We start from the raw sequence: 18,436 nt of genomic DNA, 5'->3' as shown, positions 1-18,436 counted from the left end.
CACTTACACTGGCTGCTGTATGCAGCGCAGAACATCTTCAACTTCGTTTGGAACGCCGTCCTCCACATTGAATAATGAACACTTTACAGCCTGCAGAACTGTGTCCTTATACTTCGAATATCGGTCCTAACTGAAAAATATGCAAGCGCTATTTTTATATTTTTTATAATTCCATACAAAATCTAGGCATTTGTCCGGATTGGCACCGGCGGATCTGCTTAGGCGCAGCGCTGCTCCGGCAGGCATTGGCTTGGCTTGCGGAGAATATTGCTGTTTTATAAGAAAAAAATTTCATGGTCATTGCCAACCTTGCCCTAAGGACGGCGGCCGGCCCCTGCAAACCCGGACGCTTTTTTTCTCCGCCCAGCATTTTTGACTTTATTTTTGCTAAAGAATCTGTATGCTTTCAGTGCTTCTCGGGGGAGACATTTTTAATGAAATTTACACAATTCGTAACCGCATGCGCATTCGCTTCAGCGGCAGCATTCACGCAGGCTGCGCCAATCTGGCAGGACTTCAGCATTACTGGCCTGTACGGCGAGAATTATGAAGTGGTTGATGAGCAGCAGTCGACTTTGACTGTTGAATATGCAGCTAAAGTAAAATATGCAGACGTGTTCTTCTTTATGGACCGCATGCGCGGCGGCGATGACAATAACCTCACCTATTTTGAGCTTGCGCCGCGTTTAAGCCTGGGCGAAATTTCCGGCAAAAAGCTGGCTGCCGGCCCGATTAAAGATGTTTTAATCGCAACCACATGGGAAGGCAACCAGGACAACTTCGGCAATGATTTTAACAACTTCCTTTACGGTGTCGGTTTCGATCTTGCCATCCCGTATACGCAGTATGCCAGCGTAAACTTCTACCGCGCGAACAACGAAATTCAAAAAGATGACTATCAAATGACCATCACTTACGGTGTGCCATTGAAGCTAGGTTCTGAAGATTTCCTTGTTGACGGTTTCCTGGACTGGTCAACTGCTGAAAAAGGCGATCATGCCAGCGAATTGAACTGGACAACGCAGTGGAAATGGAACGCCGGCAAGCACATTTCTCCGGACACCCGCCTGTACCTTGGCATTGAGCACTCGGTATGGAACAACAAATTCGGCATTTCAGGCAAAGACGAAAACAACGTCAGCGCATTGGTGAAATACCACTTCTAATGCGCCTTGCGCCTGCAAAAAAAGCAAGACGTCAGTCTTGCTTTTTTTATGCACAGCGCATCCAATAAAGCCTCTTTTTCCGTTTTGAAGCTGCCATGCCTTTGATCATCCGCCCTGCCGTACAGCAGGACCTGCCCGCTGTTTTGGCGATTTACAATGCTGAAGTACTGCACGGCTTTGCCACATGGAATGACCAGGCGCACAGCCTTGAAGCCTTTCAGCATAAGCTGCAGGCCTTGCAGGCGCAGGATTTCCCCTTTCTGGTGATTGAAGATCAGGAAAAAATGCGCATTGCCGGCTATGCCGATTACGCCGCCTTCCGGAATTTTTCCGGATACCGCCGCACGGTTGAGCATTCAGTCTACATTGCGCCGGACTATGCGCGGCAGGGGCTGGGCAAGCGCCTGCTGCTGCAGCTGATTGCGCATGCCCGAAGCCGCAGCGTGCATGTCATGGTGGCGGGCATTGACCACGGCAACGCCGCATCGATTGCCCTGCATCAGCAGCTCGGCTTTGCGCAAACCGGCTACATGCCGCAGGTTGGGCAGAAATTTGGCGAATGGCGCGACTTGGTGCTGATGCAGCGCCTGCTAGATTAGCTTTTCCGGGCGGATTTTGTCCTGAATCACGCTTAATACCGCCCAATTTTTTCTGGCTGCTTCGCGGTAAAAATCCTGCAGCTGCAGGTAGATCAGCTTCAGCTCGGCCAGCCTGAGTTCCTGCGCCAGCGCTTCTGGCGCGGTATTGACCACGGCAAACTGATAGCGTTTTTTGACTTCATCTACCGTCAGCTGCTGCAGCGCCTGCTGCAGCTCAGCCACGCGGACCACAGTGTTGTAGCGGACGGCGTCCGGATGGCTCAGCCGTTCCGACAGCGGATGCTCGGCCTGAATGGCGAATTCCATACCTTCCTGCGCCGGCTGCCCGGCTGGATTCAGCGCCTGATTCAGGGTTTCCCAAGCCGTCCCCAAATACAGCGACTGCTGCATGAATTCAGACTCCAGCACGTCCTGCGAAGTTTCCGCTTCTAAAATTAAAGTTTCTAAATCATTAGGATGGATTAGAAATAACACTGCTTCCATTTTTACTCTTCTAGTTATGGCGTTGACTCAGCTTAACCCGTTCAGCCCAAAAGATATGCTTAAAAATTGTATATAGGAAACGCCGGACTGGACAAGATGGCTTTGCTGCTGCGGTGGCTGCTCAATACTGATGCGATGGCTGAACGCGGCATGCTGCGCTGCGGAAAAAAACGGTATATGCCGATGAAAGCCGCCGCGGATGGCGGATTAGGCAGGCATGTGAGGATGCCGGAGATTGCCTAAAAGCTGACAGCCGGCAATGCCTCAGGCCAAAGCCGGAAGTTTTATGCTCAGCTGAAAAAAATGAAGGCCCTGCAAGGAAAGCCTTCATTTTAAAATCCTGCGCGCGGAAAACTGAGCAGATCAGGACGCGGTCAAACCGCCAGATCAGCCAGATTGCCTTTCTGCTCCAGCCAGTGCTTGCGGTCGCTGGAGCGCTTCTTGGCCAGCAGCTTATCCAGCAGCCCTGCGGTAAAATGCAGATCGTCCAAGTCCAGCTGCACCAGGCGCCGGGTATTCGGATCCATGGTGGTTTCACGCAGCTGGCTGGCGTTCATTTCGCCCAAGCCTTTAAAGCGGGTGATTTGCGGGTTTTTAGTTTTGCATTTTTTCAGAATCTGCTCCAGCTCGGCGTCATCCAGCGCGTAATGCACGTCTTTGCTGTCGTCAATGCGGAACAGCGGCGGCATGGCGACAAATAAATGCCCCTCTTCCACCAGATTCGGGAAATGCTTGACAAACAGCGCGCAAAGCAAGGTGGCGATATGCAGGCCATCGGAGTCGGCATCGGCCAAAATGCAGACTTTGCCGTAGCGCAGTTCCGACAGGTCATCGCTGCCCGGGTCTACGCCTATCGCAATCGCGATATCATGCACTTCCTGAGACGCCAGCACCTCATCTGAAGAAACTTCCCAGGTATTCAGGATTTTGCCGCGGATCGGCATAATCGCCTGAAAATTCTTGTCGCGCGCCTGCTTGGCGGAACCGCCGGCAGAGTCGCCTTCCACAATAAACAGTTCGGATTCTTCCAGCGTATGGCCGACGCAGTCCGCCAGCTTGCCCGGCAAGGCCGGGCCAGACACAATCCGCTTGCGCTCGACTTTTTTGGCCGCTTTCAGGCGCCGCCCGGCTTTGGCAATCGCCAGCTCGGCCAGCTGCATCGCAATCTCGGAGTTCTGGTTCAGCCACAGCGCAAAAGCGTCTTTGGCGATGTTCTGCACAACGCCCGAGGCTTCGCGGCTGGACAGGCGTTCCTTGGTTTGGCCGGAGAACTGCGGTTCCTGAAATTTCAATGACAGAATATAGTTCACGCCGTCCCAGACGTCTTCCGCAGACAGCTTCAGATTGCGCGGCAGCAGATTGCGCAGCTCGCAGAACTCGCGGATGGCATCGGTGACGCCGGAGCGCAGGCCATTGACATGGGTGCCGCCCTGCGCGGTGGGAATCAGGTTGACATAGCTTTCCTGCACCTGCTCGCCGCCTTCGGCATTCCAGCAGATGGCGAACTCGGCGCTGGCGCGCTCCGCCTGGCCTGAAGCGACAAATGCTGGCGCCGGCAGAATTTCACGGTCCTGCAGCTCATCCATTAAATAGTCAACCAGGCCGTTTTCAAACTGCCATTCAATTTTTTCGCTGTTGATCTGATCGATGTAGATAATCTGCAGGCCGGCAGCCAGCACCGCTTTGGCTTTCAGGTTGTGCTTCAGGGCTTTCAGGGCGAATTTCGGCGAATCGAAATATTTGGCTTCAGGCCAGAAATGCACGCGGGTGCCGCTGGCGCGCTTCGGCGCCTTGCCTTCCAGCACCTGCAGCGGCGCGGCCGGCTCGCCCTGCTCAAAGGCCATTTTGTACAGGTTGCCCTGGCGCTGCACTTCAACCTCAACCCGGGTCGACAGCGCGTTCACTACCGAGATGCCCACGCCATGCAGGCCGCCGGAAAACTGGTAATTGTCGGTGCTGAATTTACCGCCGGCATGCAGCTTGGTCAGAATGATTTCAATCCCGCTCTGGCCATATTCGGGGTGAATATCCACCGGCATGCCGCGGCCGTTGTCTTCCACCGACAAGGAGCCGTCTTTATACACCGTCACGGTAATTTTATCGGCATGCCCCGCCAGCGCTTCATCGACGGCATTATCAATCACTTCCTGCGCCAAATGGTTGGGGCGGGTGGTGTCAGTGTACATGCCCGGGCGGCGGCGCACCGGATCTAAGCCGGATAAAACTTCAAGCGATTGAGCCGTATATTGCGTCACGTTGCAAAATTCCCTGCATTCTGGTTAAAAACATTGATCTCAAGCGCTAGAGTATATTCTTTTTCGCAAAAAAGCCCATCCATCCGCCTGCCGGCGCCATTTCTTTAGCCATTAAAGCGTCAAATCATGACGCAATAGGCGATGCGCCGGTTTTTCCATCCGGCTTATTCTGAACCGCATCGGCCAAAAACTGCAACAGCATTGGAATTTTACCGGCAAAATCATCCATGCCGTGGCTGCCCTGCGCTTCGCTGATGATCATGGCGCGGCCGGCCGGCTGGCTGAAAAAGGACTGCGCCTGCCGGTAATCCAGCACTTCATCGCCCCGCTGCAGCAGCGCCAGAATCTGACCCGCATTCGGCGCATGCGGCACGGCGGCCTGCTCCAGATAATCCAGCTGCGCCTCATCCAGCGTCCAGCACTCCGTCACGGCATAAGGCAGCTGCTCGGCGGCGAACAGGCTGCGGAACAGCGCCCAAGGCCGCATGGCCGGGTTGATTAAAGCCGCCGGAATGCCGTGCCGGGCGGCCAGCTGCACTGCATAAAAACCGCCCAGGCTGCTGCCGACCAGCGCCGCGCCATCCAGGTGCTGAATCAGTTCAGACACCTGATGCAGCGCCTGCTGCGGCGGCGCATTCAAATCCGGCAGATGCACCTGCGGGCCGCCGCGCTGCGCGCAATAGCGCTGCAGCAGCTGGCCTTTCACTGACTGCGCGCTGCTTTTAAAGCCATGCAGATAAATCACATTCATGCCTTGTCCAAATATTAAGCACTCTCTGAGGCCAGCTTAGCGGATAAATGCGGCAAAAGCCGCATTCTGCTAAAAATAAGCCAATCCGCCAGTATTGTTAGACAAAAAAACTCGAGCAAATCCGCAATTCTAGGTATTTTAAAAGCGACAGACAGAACGCGAAAAGAAAACCCACTCCGCAGCCCCGCCTAAAAACAACAGCATACCGGGATGCGGAAAATACAGGATAGGAAACGATGCCAAGTTTAACGCCGCTGCATGAGACCTATTGCAAATGGGACCGCACCCCGCCCAGCCAGGCCGATGTGCTGGAAGGGCTGGCGCAGCTGGTCACCATGCGGTTCAGCGATGTGGTGCATGACCTGATTCAGAATATTCAGCGCGAGCTGCTGATCAGCGTATTCGGCATGAGCGAGCAAGGCTCACAGCAGTTTCATGACATTCCGTCAATTGCCAAGCTGTACCAGCTGGCTTATGAAACATTCTTCAATTACGGCACATACCTGCTGGCGCCTAGCTTGCGCAGCATTATTGAAAAATTCCCGAAACTGCATGAAAAGCAGCTGACGCCGCCCCTGCATTTCCTGGTCGGCGCGCTGAATGGCGTGCTGGGCGATTACCTGCTGCAGCAGCATAACCCGATGGCCCTGCCGATGGTGGTGTATGACCACTACGGCGCCGTGCAGCAGGGCGAACTGACCGGGCGCATCAGCCTGCTGGTGCATGGCCTGTGCATGAACCATTTAACCTGGTCCACGCGCAAATACGGCGGCATTGGCGAAAAGCTGCTGGCGCAGCGCGACCATAACACCATGCTGTACCTGAACTACAATACCGGGCGGCGCATTTCCGCCAACGGGCGCAGCCTGTCCAATACGCTGGAAGACCTGGTGCAGCGCAATCCGGGCATTACCAGCATTGACCTGATTGGCCACAGCATGGGCGGCCTGGTGTCGCGCAGCGCGCTGTTCTACGGCAAGCAGAACATGCACGGCTGGATTCACCGCGTGGAAAATCTGGTCTGCTTAGGCTCGCCGCACCACGGCGCTGTGCTGGAGCGCATGGGCTTTGCCCTGCAGAAGCATCTGGGGCGCATTCCCCTGGGAAAAATTGCCGGGCATATCGCCAATATCCGCAGCAACGGCATTCTGGATCTGCGCTACGGCAGCGTGCGCGATGATGACTGGGAGCACAATGAGGTGCGGATTGGCCTGATGGATGACAACCGCAAGCCGGCGCCCATCCCCTCGCATGTCAACGCCTATCTGGTGGCGGGAACTATTGAATTTGAGAACCGCAGGAACCGCACGCTGCAGGTCATCGGCGATTATCTGGTCAGCGTAAAAAGCGCCTTGGGCGAGCATCCGAACCCGCGCTACCAGCTGAAGGTTCCGGACGCGCATAAAGCGATTTTCTACGGCGTGAATCATTTTGAGCTGCAGCACCATCCGCAAGTCGCAGAGCAGATCGTGCACTGGTTCTATCCGAATGATGAAGATGAACAGTGCAATCAAATCCATGAATACATCACGGATTTGAAAAGCATGGAAGGCATTGCGCTGACCTGATCAAAAAAGCCAGCGTTCCGCTGGCTTTTTAAATGCATTTCTTACTTTTTACTGGCCGCTTTCTGCGCCAGCGGATATTTCCGCAGCAGCTGCCAAATGCTGATCAGCGCCAAAACGCTGAAGAACACCAAAGACCAGACCGGCAGCGACTGGCCCAGAAAAGTCCAGTCCACTTTGGCGCATTCGCCGGAACCGGTCAGCACCTGCTCAAATACGGATTTCAGCGGCAGCGTATCCAGCCAGTAATCCAGGCCCGGGCCGCAGCTCGGCACCTGATCCGGCGGCAGGCTTTGCAGCCAGACATGGCGCGCAGCCACGCCGGCAGACCATAAAACCGACAGCGCGCCTAAAAAGGCATACACGCGCTTAGCCGCATTGGAAGCCGGGTTATGCAGAAAGGCGATCAGGGAAATCAGCCCCAGCCCGATCAGGCCGATGCGCTGAAAAACACAGAGCGGGCATGGGCTCAGGCCCTGAACATGCTCCAAATACAGCGCAAAAGCCATGCCGGCCGCGCTGGCTAAAAATAAAAAACCGCTGACATGGCGGTAACTCCACTGCATGGCATATCCTCTTATTTTTTATCTGAAATTGCTAAGATACTGTTCAAAACTGACCTGCGTTTCCTGCTCCAGCTGATGCTGGCGCTGCAGCGACTGCTGCGCAGCTTCATCAAAATAAGCCAGCGTTTCCGGGCTGAGCTGATGCTGCTCATATTCCGCGGCATGCTGCTGCGCCATATGGCTGCCGAAGCTCCATGTGCCGCCCAGCGCCAGCGTATCTTCAATCATCCTGGCGGAAAGCGTTTCGTCGACTTCGTTCACCCGCGCCAGCATGGCCGCCAGTGCTCGGCTGTACAGGCCGGTTTCATAGGCGCTGTCCAGCAAAGCCGACAGCGGTTGCATTTGCGCCAAATAGCGCCGGCACCAGTCCTCAATCGGATAGCTTTGGCCATGCTCAGCAATCACCGCATTCGGCGCGCGGCCGCGGTTCACCGCTTCGGCCTGATTCCGCTCAATCACGTCCTGCTCCGCATCCAGCAGCTCCGGGCTGTCCTGCAGCAGGCAGTACAGCGCCAGCGCTTCCAGGAAGCCGGCAGCATTTTCATCAATGCCGATGGCGCTGTACGGGTTGACATCCACCGCGCGCAGCTCGACATAGCTCACGCCGCGGCTGGCCAGCGCCTGCGACGGCGTTTCGCCGTCACGCGGCACCTGCTTCGGGCGCACCAGGCTGTAGTATTCATTTTCAATCTGCAGCACATGGTCATTGATCTGCAGCGGCTCGCCCTGCGCGTCGCTCAGGCCCAACCGGCTGAACGGCGCATACGGCGTTTTCACCGCTTTCTGCAGGCCCGCCAAATAGCCGCTTAAATTGTTGTAATGGATGCCCAGCTGCTTCTGCGCCGAATTCTGATAGCCGAAGCGCCCCATCCGCAGCGCGGTGGCGTATGGCAGGAACAGCGTGCCTTTCAGCAGCGGCAGCAGCTGATGCTCGCGGCCGGTCATAAAGCACTGGCATACCGAAGGGCTGGCGCCGAGCACAAACATCACCAGCGGGGTCAGGCGGATGAAATTGCGGATCAGGCCGAAATAGCGGTGGCTGCGGTAATCCTGCAGGCTCAGCGCTTTCAGCTGCTCATCCTGTTCTTCGGCCTGCAGCGCTTCAAAAAAATGATCCGGAAAAGACAGGTTGTAATGCACGCCGGAAATGGTCTGCATGCGGCGCCCGTAGCGCACGCCCAAGCCGCGGCGGTACAGAGTCTTGAAGCGCCCGATATTGGAAACGCCGTACTGCGCCAGGCGGATGCGCTCTTCATCATCATCCAGCATGCACGGCATGGACAGCGGCCAGAGCTTTTCATCATGCTCCAGATGGCGGTGCGCCACGGCGTGAATGTCCCTTAAATAGTCCAGCGCCTCGCCGATGCTGCCTTGCGGCGGGGTGATGAATTCCATTAAAGCTTCAGAATAATCCGTCGTAATATGCGGATGAGTCAAAGCGGAGCCGAGCGCCTGCGGATGGCCGGCCTGCGACAGAAAGCCGCTGCTCTGCATGCGCAGGCTTTCACGCTCAATGCCGCGGAGCATGCCTTGTATATGCGAAGAATCCACCCAGGCCGGTAAAATATCTTGAGAGGTCGATTCGGGCTGACTCATTGCAATCTCGCTTAATGGAAGAACGGCTAAAATAAAATCATCAATTCAGATCAGGGGGCAGCTGCGCAATTCAGCGCCGCGGCATTCGGCGGGCGCAGCGCGGGAGCAGCAAAAAACCATCCCAATCTCCAAGGCTTAGGGCGGAAAATCCCCATAAGCTGCAGTATAACGTGATTTATCGGCGCCACATTACACCCTGCATGTTTTTCAGGCAAACCAAAATTTTATTTCTGCAAATTTTTATCACAAAGTTCCACTATATGGCATTTGAAATTTGTGATTGTATTGATGAATAAATGCTAACAAAGCCTAAAGTTTATGAATTATCAAGATATTTTAGAGTTCTGGTTCAGCGCCGAGGCCCAGCCGAACTGGTTTGCAAAAAGCGCCGAATTTGACGCAATCATCAGAAAAAACTTTGCAGGCCTGCTGCGCAGCGCATCTCAGGCGGAACTCTGGCGCTGGCGCAATTGCGCTGAAGGGCGCCTGGCGGAAATTATCGTGCTGGATCAGTTCTCCAGAAACCTGCACCGCGCTTCGGCGGACGCCTTTGCGCAGGACGCGCTGGCTTTGGCCCTGGCGCAGGAGGCCATCAGCCTGAAGCTGGACCTGCAGCTGCGCCCGGAACAGCGCGCATTCCTGTATATGCCGTTTATGCACAGCGAATCGCCTCTGATTCATCAATATGCGCTAGAATTATTTGAAGGCTTGGGCAATCCGGTAAATCTGGATTTTGAAAAAAAGCATAAGGCGGTCATTGACCGTTTCGGGCGCTATCCGCACCGCAATCAGGCTTTAGGGCGGATATCCACGGCCGAAGAAGCCGAATTTTTAACCCAGCCGGATTCCAGCTTTTAATGCGCTGGATGAACTCTCCCCTTGCTGCGTCACCCCCTTTCAGGAGATTGAGCATGAAGAATTTACTGCTTGCGGCAGCGGCGGCTGCCAGCCTAACCCTTGCCGGCTGCGCCAGCGCGCCGTCCAAGCCGCTGACCTTTGACCAGCTGGGCCAATTCGGCAGCACGCCGCTGAATGCGCAGACCTTCCGCATCAGCTTTAAAGCCCGCCCGAACATGAGCTACGGCACCGCCGAGGAAATCACCCTGGTCAAAGCCGCGCAGGCCGCGGTGCAGAACGGCTTCCAGTTTTTTAAAGTGCTGGATGACCCGAGCAACCGCACCCAGCAGCCGCCAAGGCAGGCTGTGGTCTACCCTGCGCCGGCGCCTTATCCTTACGGCTATTACCGGCGCTATCCCGGCTACTGGCCAGATCCGTTTTATGACATGCCTCAAGTGGTGACACTGGACCCGGCGCAGGTCGCCTATACCATCGAGTGCTTTAAAAATGAAAAATCCGCGCCGAAAGACGCCTTTGACGCCCGGCTGATTCTGCAGTCCCTAGGGCCTAAATACGGCTTGAGCAGCGCAGGGGAAGTCCTGCCTGCCCCAGCCGCCAAAGCTGAAAAATGATCAGGGATACAGGCAACGCAATGGATCAGGATCAGGCTGCGCCATCGCCGAACCTGCGGCGCAGCAGGCGCCTGGCGGCCATTGCCCTGGCCATGGCTGTGCTGGCCTGGCTGGCCCTGATGCTGGCGGCCAAGCTGCTGCCGGAATACGCCTGGCTGATCCATATTCTGATGCTGTCGGCGGAAGCCGGCATGGTCGGCGGGCTGGCGGACTGGTATGCGATTACCGTGCTGTTCCGCAACCCTTTCGGCAAAATGCCGATTCCGAAATTCCTGCGCGACCACACCGAAATTATTCCGCGCAACAAGGCCCGCATTGCCGAATCGATGGGGCGCTTTGTGCAGGAAAATTTCCTGTCGCCGCAGGTGGTGGAGCGCAGCCTGCAGCAGGCCGACCTGTCCCTGGCGGCCGGCAGATGGCTGGCCAATCCGCAGAATAACCGCCAGGTGAGCGATGTCATTCAGCAGACCGTGCCGAAAATTTTCGATTTTGTCGGGCAGGAGCAGATCGGGCGCTTCATTCAAAGCAACAGCGTGCAGTGGGTGAAAAACACCCGGATCAACCATCTGGCCAGCGAGATGCTGCGCGCGGTGCTGGAAAATGACTTCCATCAGGAAGTGCTGCAGCGCGGGCTGGATTTGGCGCACGGCTGGATGATCCATCACCCCGAACAGGTCCGCGACCTGACCCGCCAGCTGTTCAAGGAGCTGGGCGTATGGAAGCTGGCCAGAGGCGCCAGCTGGATCGGCATTGACGTGCAGCAGCGCAGCATTGACTCGATGATTGAGCGGGTGGAATCCATGCTGGCCGATCCGGAGCATCCGTGGCGCAGAAAAATTGAAGAAGCCGGCCAAAGCCTGATCCTGCAGCTGGCGGATAATCACAGCGCCGCCAGCATGCGCCTGAATCAGGCCAAAGACGCTCTGCTGGACAGCCCCTATGTGCTGAACTTCATCAGCGGCGCCGTGGTGATTTTATGCGATGCGGTGAAGGCCGACCTGCAGAAGCCTGATTCCGGCGTGGCGCAGAACCTGCGGGTGGCGATTCAGCAGGTCGGGGAAAATATGGTGTCGAATGTGGCGGTGCGCCAGCTGCTGAATGAAAAGCTCAGCGCGGTCGCTGTCAGCCTGTCCGGCCAGTACAGCGAAAAAGTCATCCGCTTCATCAGCGAGCGCATTCATGAATGGGACTCCAGCGAAATGATTGATAAAATCGAAAATGAAGTCGGCGGCGACCTGCATATGATCCGGGTCAACGGCGTAGTGGTCGGCGCATTCATTGGCCTGATTTTAGGGATTATCCGGGCGCTGGTCGAAATCGCGCTGTAGCGCAAATGGCCCATCTGGCGGCGCCGGCGGGCCTTGAGTTCCGGAATATTGCCGGCAAATTCAGGCGCCCCGCGCAGCCTGTCCGCCTGCCCAGCAGCTGCCGCAAATTCACCCGGCGCGCAGGCCGCTTTTTTACCGATACAGGCGATTTTTCATTTTTAATCGAATATTATTTATTCGCAGCAAATGGCTTCACCTAAAGGGCCTGAAATTTGCTATATTTGCTGTTTTTCTGCGACATTTATTTCTCGACTGATTATGAATACGGCAATACAAGCAGCGCTCGAACATGCAGTGCAATCCCTTCAAGCTGAAGGTGTACTTCCCTCTGACTGGAGCAATACCAGCACCTTGACGCGCACCAAAGACCGGAGCCACGGCGACTTTGCGTCAAATATTGCCATGATCGGGTCTAAAGCTGCTGCGATGAAGCCGCGTGATCTGGCGGAAAAAATTCTTGCGAATCTTCCGGAAGTGGCCGACATCAGCAAAGCAGAAATTGCAGGTCCCGGCTTTATCAACTTCTTTTTAAATGCCAGCCAGCGCTTTGCGGTGCTGGAGCAGATTCAGGCGCAAAAAGGCCAGTACGGCCGCACTCAGGCCAATGCCGCCAAGCGCATTCAGGTTGAGTTTGTTTCCGCCAATCCTACGTCCAGCCTGCACGTCGGCCACGGCCGCGGCGCAGCCTACGGCATGACCGTCGCCAGCCTGCTGGAAGCCACCGGTGCGAAAGTTGACCGCGAATATTATGTCAATGATGCCGGCCGCCAAATGGACATTCTGGCGACTTCGACCTATCTGCGCTATCTGGAACTGGCCGGGCAGGCGCTGGTTTTCCCTAAAAATGCCTATCAAGGCGACTATGTCAAGGAAATCGCGCAGGGCATCCTCAGCAAGGACGGCGACGCTTATGTGCGCCCTGCCGCTGAAGTGTATAAAGATGTGCCTGAAGATGTGCAGTACGCTGCCGAACCGGATGCCGACGGCAATAAAACCGTTTTATCCGGCGACAAGGAAAAGCACATTGACGGCCTGATTCACAATGCGCAAAGCTTGATCGGCGCCGGCTACCGCGTTTTCCATCAGGCAGCCTTAAAAGCCATTTTAGATGACATTAAGGATGACCTGGGCGAATTCGGCGTAACCTTCAATCAATGGTTCAGCGAAGCGTCTTTAACTGAAAAAATTGATGAAGCGCTGCAGACGCTGGATCAGCGCGGCTTCCTGTATGAAAAGGACGGCAACATCTGGTTCAAGTCGACTGAATTCGGCGATGAAAAAGACCGCGTGGTGAAGCGCCGCAACGGCCAGACCACTTATTTCGCCTCCGACATCGCCTACCACCTGAACAAGCTGCAGCGCGGCTATACCGACATCATTGACATCTGGGGTTCTGACCATCACGGCTATATTGCCCGGGTCAAAGCCGCCATTGACGCAATGGGCTATGACTCCAAAAAGCTGACCGTGCTGCTGGTGCAGTTTGTCAGCCTCTGGCGCGGCGGCGAAATGGTGCAGATGTCATCGCGTTCAGGCCAGTTTGTCACCCTGCGCGACCTGCGCCAGGAAGTCGGCAACGATGCCGCCCGCTTCTACTATGTGATGCGCAAATCTGAACAGCACATTGACTTTGACCTTGACCTTGCCGTTTCGCAGAGCAAGGACAACGCGGTGTATTACATTCAGTATGCGCATGCGCGGGTGAACCGCATGGTCGATATCCGCGCGCCTGAAAAGAATATTCCGTTTGACCGCAGCCAGCTGCAGAACTACGATGCGTCGCTTTTAAGCGCAGATACGGAAACTGAGATTCTGGCGAAGCTGGCGGCCTATCCTGAAATTGTCACCCGCGCAGCCAACAGCTATGAACCGCATCAGATCGGCAACTACCTGAAGGAATTGGCCGCCCTGTTCCATGGCTGGTATGCGCAGGAAGATGTGAAAATTCTGGATGAGCAGAATGTTGCCTTATCTCAGGCGCGCCTGCTGTTATCATTAAACGTACAGCAAGTTATCTGCAATGGTTTAGAATTACTGGGCGTATCTGCGCCTGAGTCGATGTAAGGCGCGGTATTTTTACATTGATGCCAGACAGAATCACTGCGCCTTGCCGGACTTCCGGCAAGGCGCAGTGATTCTGCAGTTAAGCTGAAAGCCATGCCCCATGCGGCATTTAATTAAAATAATGAGGTTTCCTCGTGTTTGGAAAAACGCAGCGCGGTGTATCTGAACGGCCGAATAAGCCGAAAAAGCCCTTAATTCCAGCCTGGCTGGGAACTTTGGCGATTATTTTGATCATTTTGAGTTTTTTGGTTGCGCTCATGCTCTGGAAGCCTTGGGAGCCGGTTCATCCTAAAAGCCAGGGCAGCGCGGAGCATGCGCCGGAAGACACCAATAAAGACTACCGTTTTTATGACCTGCTGCCGCAGCAGCAGGTGACGCCGATTCCGGAGCAGGCTGTGCCTGAAAGCAAAGGCCAGAGCGCTGTGGTGATTATTGAAGCGCCTGAGGCGCAGAAGCCTGCAGCCGCGCAAGAGCCGGGGCTTGAAGTCAGCGAACCGGCAGCCGCGCCCAGCTATATCCTTCAGGTGCGCAGCTATGATGACCCTGATCAGGCCGATGCGCGCCGCGCGGAAATTATCCTGAACGGCCTGTCGGCGGATGTGGTGCAAAGCACGGAAAATGGCAAAGTCTGGTACCGCGTGGTGTCTGGCCCCTATGACTCTCAGGAGGCTGCGGTGATTGCGCAGCAGACCCTGCAGCACAGCGGCATCGACTCGATTGTGGTGAAACGCTGAGTTTAAGCCATAAAAAATGCGCCTTTAAAGGCGCATTTTTTATGGCCGCGGGCAGCCTGATTTTACAGGGCATGCCCCAGGGCTTCGCCCATAATCACCGCTGAATTGGCTTTAAAGGCAGCATCCCACTGGATTTTATTTTCTTCAAACAGGATCACTGCGGTAGAGCCTAAATAGAAGCGCCCCAATTCTGCGCCTTTTTCAAGGAAAAGGTTGTGCTGATTCAATTCCAGGCGGCCCGTCGGCTTCACTTTGCCTGTGGCCACGGTTTCAATGCCCGCCACAATCATCGCGCCGACCAGCACTACAGCCATGCGGCCAAGCTCGGTATCAAACAGGCAGACCATGCGCTCATTGCGCGCAAACAGGCCTGGAATATTTTCCGCGGTGGTCTGGTTGACTGAAAACAGCTCGCCCGGCACATACAGCGTTTCCGTCAAGGTGCCGGCAAACGGCATATGCACGCGGTGGTAGTCTTTCGGCGACAGGTACACCGTGGCGAATTCACCGTTTTTGAAAGGTTCCGCCAGCTGCGGATCTGCAATCAGCTTTTCAACCGAAAAGCTTTGCCCTTTGGCCTGAAAAATGTCGCCGGCTTCAATTTTGCCTAACTGGGAAATTGCGCCGTCTGCAGGCGAAACAATGCTGCCGGCGTCTGCATCAATGGCGCGCGCGCCGTCTTTTAAAGAACGGGTAAAAAACTCATTGAATGATTTGAATTTCAGGGCATTGCCCTGCTCCGCAATCGACATGTCAATGCCGTACTGCGCTTTAAAGGCAGCGATTACCGCATTTTTCACCAGCGGGTTTTCGCTGGCGGCGACTTTGCCAATCACCCGCGACAGCTTGTGCTGCGGCACAGCGCGCTGCGCCCGAATGAAAATCTGTTGTTTTAATCGCGATGTGATGCTCAAGACGGCAGCTCTCCGGTTATGACTGGACTATCGGGGCGGTTGCCCCATTCGCTCCACGCGCCATCATAGGCTTGAATTTCCCAGCCCAGCAGGCGCCCCAAAATATAGGCGAGCCCTGAGCGGTGATGTGACTGGCAATAGACCACCACGGGTTCATTCAGATTGAATCCCAGCTGTTCCAAGCGCTGCTGCGTGTGTTGCAAAGGATGCAATTTTAAATGATTTTCCCGGTTAAGGGCAGTACTCCATTCAAAATGCAGCGCGCCGGGAATGTGACCGCCGCGTCTAGCCGCTAAGCGCAGGCCGGTATATTCATCTTCCGTGCGGCAGTCCCAAATCTGAGTGGCTTTGTTCTGCACTTTTTCCAGCAGCTGGTCATATTCAATCTGATGCCGGTTTTTCTGCGCTAAGTTCACGCTCACCAGCTGCGCCACCGGCTGCACGGATTCGGCCTCGGAAGAGGTCGGCAGGCCTGCGCCCAGCCAGGCATGAATGCCGCCGTTCAGCAGGCTGGCATTTTCAAAGCCCAGGCAGTGCAGGTTCCAGATCAGGCGCCCGGCCCATGCCCCGCCCTCATCATCATAAGCCACCAGATGATGCTCCGGAGAAATATTCAAATGGCGGATCAAGGCTTCCAGTCCCGCCTGATCCGGCAGCAGCCCGGTGGCCTGCTCTTCCTGGCGCAGCAGCAGCTTCGGCTTCAGGTGAAGCGCGTGCGGAATATGCAGCTGCTCATACACCGAACTGCGGCTCAAATCGACAATTCTTAATTTCTCATGGCCTAAATGCGGCACCAGGTCTTCCGCTTCAATCAGCAGTCCAAGATTTAAGGCAGATTCAGTCATTGCGGCGCCATAGGGTATAAAGATGAGGTGGTTTTGATCTTAGCATAAGTCATTTTCAGGATTATTTTGATTTTCTGCATTGCTTTAGCAGGATAACAGATATGGAAGCGCTTTGGCCTGCAGGCGCCATGCCGGCGCGGCGTCCGGCATGGCCTGAAAAGCGCAGGCTGAAAATCCGCCTAGGCCTCGGCGATATCAAAAACCTGGCGCAGGTAGGCCAGAAAGGTGTCATTGTCGGTCATGGTTTTTCCGGGGCTGTCGGAAATTTTCGCCACCGACTGGCCGTTGCATTCCACCAGCTTCAGCACAATGTTCAGCGGGGTCTGCCCCATGTCATTGGTCAGGTTGGTGCCGATGCCGAAGCTGACCTGAAAGCGGTCTTTAAAGTAATTGTGCAGTGACCAGGCCTTTTCCAGATTCAGCCCGTCACTGAAAGTCAGCATTTTGCTTCTGCTGTCAATTTTCAGCTTTTTATAATGCGCATAGGCTTTATCGCCCCATTCATAGGGGTCGCCGCTGTCATGGCGCAAGCCGTCAAACAGCTTGGCGAAATACAGGTCAAAGTCGCGCAGGAAGGCATCCATGCCGACCACATCTGTCAGGGCAATGCCCAGGTCGCCGCGGTATTCCTGCACCCATGTTTCCAGCGCGGCTTTCTGGAAGTCGCGCAGGCGCACATCCAGCGCCTGAAAGGCCTGCAGGAATTCATGCGCCATGGTGCCGATCGGGAAAATGCCCAGCTGTTTGGCAATCAGCACATTGCTGGTGCCGCGGAACACCTCCGGCACCGCCTCATGCAGGGTTTCAATCACATGCTTCTGCCACGCAAAGCTGTAGCGCCGGCGGGTGCCGAAATCGGACACTAAAAACGGCGGATCAGCCGGATTCTGCTCGGCTTTATACTGGCAGATCAGCCCGACTTTCGCCTTCAGGCGCCGCTCGCCTTCGGCCAGCACCTCAGCGGAACGGATGCGCTTGAAATACAGCTCATTGACAATCGCCAAGACAAAAATTTCAAACATCATGGCCTGAACCATCGGGCCTTCAACCCAAATGTCCAAACGGCCTTCGCGGTCAATGCCGGCCTTGATGAAGCGGCGCTTGAGCTGGAATAATTCCAGATAATCGACAAAATCGCTTTTAATAAAGCGCAGGCTGCGCAGGTACAGCAGCTCATCTTCGGCAAATTTCAGCCGGCACAGATGATCCAGCTGCTCATTCAAATCATCCAGAATATCCGTCAGCGGATAGGCGGTTTCATCTAAATTGCGGCAGCGGAAATGATACACACTGTGGGTTTGCGGAAATTTATGCAGCACCACTTGCAGCATGGTGAATTTATACAAATCTGTATCAAGCAGTGAATGAATGATTGGAGCCATATCTATGTGAATTTCGCTGTGCTTCCTGCATTAAAGCATATTTTCCGCAGCCGTATAGCAAGTTTTGCCGGAAGCCGGCGCGCTTTAGGCCAATGTCTAAAAGCGCGCCGGCCGAATTGAATGGCTGAGGCGCAAAACCGCATGCATGCCGCGGCGCGGACTTTGCTACACTAGGGCGCTTAAAATGAATGGCATGGGATGAAAGATGCGGGCGTTATTGCAGCGGGTTCTGGAAGCGAAAGTGGTGGTGGACGGCGAAACCGCCGGTGAAATTGGCCATGGCGTGCTGGTTTTTCTGGGCTTAGGCAAGCAGGATACTTTGGAAAAAGGCCAAAAGCTGATTGATAAGATTTTAAAATACCGCTTTTTTGATGATGAGCAGGGCAAAATGGGCTGGAATCTCGCGCAGGCCAATGGCGGCCTGCTGCTGGTGTCGCAGTTCACCCTGATGGCGCAAACCCGGAAGGGCCTGCGCCCGGACTTTGGCCCCGCCATGCCGCCGGCCGAAGCCCAGGCGCTGTACCTGCAGCTGGCGGACTACGCCAAGTCGCAGTTTCCGAATGTGCAAACCGGCATTTTCGCTGCCGATATGAAGGTGCATCTGGTGAATGACGGCCCGGTGACTTTTAATCTGGAAGTGGAATAGCTGAGTGCCAAGCCGGCAAGCGGCATAAAAACGGCTTTTCCGTTGTTATTTTAATTTCAGATGCAAATGAAAA

The 18,436-nt window shown here is 55.2% G+C and carries 19 protein-coding genes; 11 read left to right on the top strand and 8 right to left on the bottom strand.

The genetic code is table 11. The annotated features are described in order from the left end of the window. Positions 1–434 precede the first annotated feature (434 nt). Both BEN74_RS11325 and BEN74_RS11320 read left to right on the top strand, forming a co-directional pair. Positions 435–1,166 carry an outer membrane protein OmpK gene (locus BEN74_RS11325; RefSeq protein ID WP_068913567.1) on the top strand — a complete coding sequence of 244 codons (732 nt, stop codon included), beginning with the start codon at positions 435–437 and terminating at the stop codon, positions 1,164–1,166. A 95-nt stretch (positions 1,167–1,261) separates the two neighbouring features. Then, positions 1,262–1,765, top strand: coding sequence for a GNAT family N-acetyltransferase (locus BEN74_RS11320; protein WP_068913460.1), 504 nt, complete (start codon positions 1,262–1,264; stop codon positions 1,763–1,765). On the opposite strand, the gene BEN74_RS11315 is transcribed toward BEN74_RS11320, so the two are convergent. Then, a complete protein-coding gene (locus BEN74_RS11315) occupies positions 1,757–2,248 on the bottom strand; it encodes a DUF1877 family protein (RefSeq protein ID WP_068913459.1) in 492 nt (163 codons plus the stop codon). The two genes, BEN74_RS11320 and BEN74_RS11315, sit on opposite strands and share 9 nt — an antisense overlap. A gap of 96 nt (positions 2,249–2,344) precedes the next feature. Between BEN74_RS11315 and BEN74_RS19450 the strand changes: the two genes are divergently transcribed. Further along, the gene (locus BEN74_RS19450) at positions 2,345–2,491 is read left to right on the top strand and encodes a hypothetical protein (protein ID WP_162898179.1); all 147 of its coding nucleotides are present in this window, start codon (positions 2,345–2,347) and stop codon (positions 2,489–2,491) included. A gap of 131 nt (positions 2,492–2,622) precedes the next feature. Here BEN74_RS19450 and parE read toward each other — a convergent pair whose 3' ends face one another. Together parE and BEN74_RS11305 are read right to left on the bottom strand one after the other, a co-directional pair. Continuing rightward, on the bottom strand, positions 2,623–4,503 hold the full coding sequence (gene parE / locus BEN74_RS11310) for a DNA topoisomerase IV subunit B (RefSeq protein ID WP_068913458.1): 1,881 nt from the start codon (positions 4,501–4,503) through the stop codon (positions 2,623–2,625). 124 nt (positions 4,504–4,627) lie between these two features. Beyond that, the gene (locus tag BEN74_RS11305) at positions 4,628–5,254 is read right to left on the bottom strand and encodes a YqiA/YcfP family alpha/beta fold hydrolase (RefSeq protein WP_068913457.1); all 627 of its coding nucleotides are present in this window, start codon (positions 5,252–5,254) and stop codon (positions 4,628–4,630) included. Positions 5,255–5,490: 236 nt separating this feature from the next. Between BEN74_RS11305 and BEN74_RS11300 the strand changes: the two genes are divergently transcribed. Continuing rightward, positions 5,491–6,822 carry a hypothetical protein gene (locus BEN74_RS11300; RefSeq protein WP_068913456.1) on the top strand — a complete coding sequence of 444 codons (1,332 nt, stop codon included), beginning with the start codon at positions 5,491–5,493 and terminating at the stop codon, positions 6,820–6,822. Positions 6,823–6,863: 41 nt separating this feature from the next. Here BEN74_RS11300 and BEN74_RS11295 read toward each other — a convergent pair whose 3' ends face one another. Both BEN74_RS11295 and gshA read right to left on the bottom strand, forming a co-directional pair. Further along, the gene (locus BEN74_RS11295) at positions 6,864–7,385 is read right to left on the bottom strand and encodes a disulfide bond formation protein B (RefSeq protein ID WP_068913455.1); all 522 of its coding nucleotides are present in this window, start codon (positions 7,383–7,385) and stop codon (positions 6,864–6,866) included. An 18-nt stretch (positions 7,386–7,403) separates the two neighbouring features. After that, positions 7,404–8,981, bottom strand: a complete 1,578-nt coding sequence (gene gshA / locus BEN74_RS11290) for a glutamate--cysteine ligase (protein WP_068913454.1) — start codon at positions 8,979–8,981, stop codon at positions 7,404–7,406. A gap of 318 nt (positions 8,982–9,299) precedes the next feature. Between gshA and BEN74_RS11285 the strand changes: the two genes are divergently transcribed. From BEN74_RS11285 to BEN74_RS11260, 6 genes are all read left to right on the top strand, one after another. Continuing rightward, positions 9,300–9,839, top strand: a complete 540-nt coding sequence (locus BEN74_RS11285; RefSeq protein ID WP_068913452.1) for a DUF924 family protein — start codon at positions 9,300–9,302, stop codon at positions 9,837–9,839. 53 nt (positions 9,840–9,892) lie between these two features. Continuing rightward, positions 9,893–10,450, top strand: a complete 558-nt coding sequence (locus BEN74_RS11280) for a CC0125/CC1285 family lipoprotein (protein ID WP_068913449.1) — start codon at positions 9,893–9,895, stop codon at positions 10,448–10,450. Positions 10,451–10,470: 20 nt separating this feature from the next. Further along, positions 10,471–11,778 (top strand): DUF445 domain-containing protein, encoded by a 1,308-nt coding sequence (locus BEN74_RS11275; protein WP_068913565.1) that lies wholly within the window; start codon positions 10,471–10,473, stop codon positions 11,776–11,778. Between the two features lie 5 nt (positions 11,779–11,783). Beyond that, complete coding sequence (locus tag BEN74_RS11270) at positions 11,784–11,978, top strand: hypothetical protein (protein WP_068913446.1); 195 nt, start codon at positions 11,784–11,786, stop codon at positions 11,976–11,978. 58 nt (positions 11,979–12,036) lie between these two features. Continuing rightward, positions 12,037–13,842: an arginine--tRNA ligase gene (gene argS, locus BEN74_RS11265; protein ID WP_068913444.1), complete on the top strand. Its 1,806-nt coding sequence runs from the start codon at positions 12,037–12,039 to the stop codon at positions 13,840–13,842. A gap of 134 nt (positions 13,843–13,976) precedes the next feature. Further along, complete coding sequence (locus BEN74_RS11260) at positions 13,977–14,576, top strand: SPOR domain-containing protein (protein ID WP_068913442.1); 600 nt, start codon at positions 13,977–13,979, stop codon at positions 14,574–14,576. 62 nt (positions 14,577–14,638) lie between these two features. On the opposite strand, the gene asd is transcribed toward BEN74_RS11260, so the two are convergent. The 3 genes from asd to pncB all read right to left on the bottom strand — a co-directional run bounded on the left by asd (position 14,639) and on the right by pncB (position 17,717). Next, positions 14,639–15,490, bottom strand: coding sequence for an archaetidylserine decarboxylase (asd, locus tag BEN74_RS11255; RefSeq protein ID WP_068913440.1), 852 nt, complete (start codon positions 15,488–15,490; stop codon positions 14,639–14,641). Beyond that, positions 15,487–16,335 (bottom strand): sulfurtransferase, encoded by an 849-nt coding sequence (locus BEN74_RS11250; protein WP_068913438.1) that lies wholly within the window; start codon positions 16,333–16,335, stop codon positions 15,487–15,489. Before BEN74_RS11250 ends, asd begins: the two co-directional genes overlap by 4 nt. 179 nt (positions 16,336–16,514) lie before the next feature. Beyond that, on the bottom strand, positions 16,515–17,717 hold the full coding sequence (pncB, locus tag BEN74_RS11245) for a nicotinate phosphoribosyltransferase (protein WP_068913436.1): 1,203 nt from the start codon (positions 17,715–17,717) through the stop codon (positions 16,515–16,517). 205 nt (positions 17,718–17,922) lie between these two features. On the opposite strand from pncB, the gene dtd reads away from it, so the two are divergent. Further along, positions 17,923–18,363 (top strand): D-aminoacyl-tRNA deacylase, encoded by a 441-nt coding sequence (gene dtd / locus BEN74_RS11240; RefSeq protein WP_068913433.1) that lies wholly within the window; start codon positions 17,923–17,925, stop codon positions 18,361–18,363. Positions 18,364–18,436 lie beyond the last annotated feature (73 nt).

This window comes from Acinetobacter sp. WCHAc010034 (genome assembly GCF_001696615.3).
GTDB lineage: Bacteria > Pseudomonadota > Gammaproteobacteria > Pseudomonadales > Moraxellaceae > Acinetobacter.
Note: the sequence above shows the minus strand (reverse complement) of the source record. Positions and strands in the feature narration are given on the sequence as shown.

Excerpts from the sequence above, each read along its gene's own strand:
- BEN74_RS11285 (WP_068913452.1), top strand. The coding sequence starts at position 9,300 with ATGAATTATCAAGATATTTTAGAGTTCTGGTTCAGCGCCGAGGCCCAG.
- BEN74_RS11275 (WP_068913565.1), top strand. The coding sequence starts at position 10,471 with ATGGATCAGGATCAGGCTGCGCCATCGCCGAACCTGCGGCGCAGCAGG.
- BEN74_RS11305 (WP_068913457.1), bottom strand. The coding sequence starts at position 5,254 with ATGAATGTGATTTATCTGCATGGCTTTAAAAGCAGCGCGCAGTCAGTG.
- BEN74_RS11295 (WP_068913455.1), bottom strand. The coding sequence starts at position 7,385 with ATGCAGTGGAGTTACCGCCATGTCAGCGGTTTTTTATTTTTAGCCAGC.
- BEN74_RS11270 (WP_068913446.1), top strand. The coding sequence starts at position 11,784 with ATGGCCCATCTGGCGGCGCCGGCGGGCCTTGAGTTCCGGAATATTGCC.
- BEN74_RS11300 (WP_068913456.1), top strand. The coding sequence starts at position 5,491 with ATGCCAAGTTTAACGCCGCTGCATGAGACCTATTGCAAATGGGACCGC.
- BEN74_RS11315 (WP_068913459.1), bottom strand. The coding sequence starts at position 2,248 with ATGGAAGCAGTGTTATTTCTAATCCATCCTAATGATTTAGAAACTTTA.
- pncB (WP_068913436.1), bottom strand. The coding sequence starts at position 17,717 with ATGGCTCCAATCATTCATTCACTGCTTGATACAGATTTGTATAAATTC.
- BEN74_RS11250 (WP_068913438.1), bottom strand. The coding sequence starts at position 16,335 with ATGACTGAATCTGCCTTAAATCTTGGACTGCTGATTGAAGCGGAAGAC.
- argS (WP_068913444.1), top strand. The coding sequence starts at position 12,037 with ATGAATACGGCAATACAAGCAGCGCTCGAACATGCAGTGCAATCCCTT.
- BEN74_RS11280 (WP_068913449.1), top strand. The coding sequence starts at position 9,893 with ATGAAGAATTTACTGCTTGCGGCAGCGGCGGCTGCCAGCCTAACCCTT.
- gshA (WP_068913454.1), bottom strand. The coding sequence starts at position 8,981 with ATGAGTCAGCCCGAATCGACCTCTCAAGATATTTTACCGGCCTGGGTG.
- BEN74_RS11320 (WP_068913460.1), top strand. The coding sequence starts at position 1,262 with ATGCCTTTGATCATCCGCCCTGCCGTACAGCAGGACCTGCCCGCTGTT.
- dtd (WP_068913433.1), top strand. The coding sequence starts at position 17,923 with ATGCGGGCGTTATTGCAGCGGGTTCTGGAAGCGAAAGTGGTGGTGGAC.
- BEN74_RS11325 (WP_068913567.1), top strand. The coding sequence starts at position 435 with ATGAAATTTACACAATTCGTAACCGCATGCGCATTCGCTTCAGCGGCA.
- BEN74_RS19450 (WP_162898179.1), top strand. The coding sequence starts at position 2,345 with ATGGCTTTGCTGCTGCGGTGGCTGCTCAATACTGATGCGATGGCTGAA.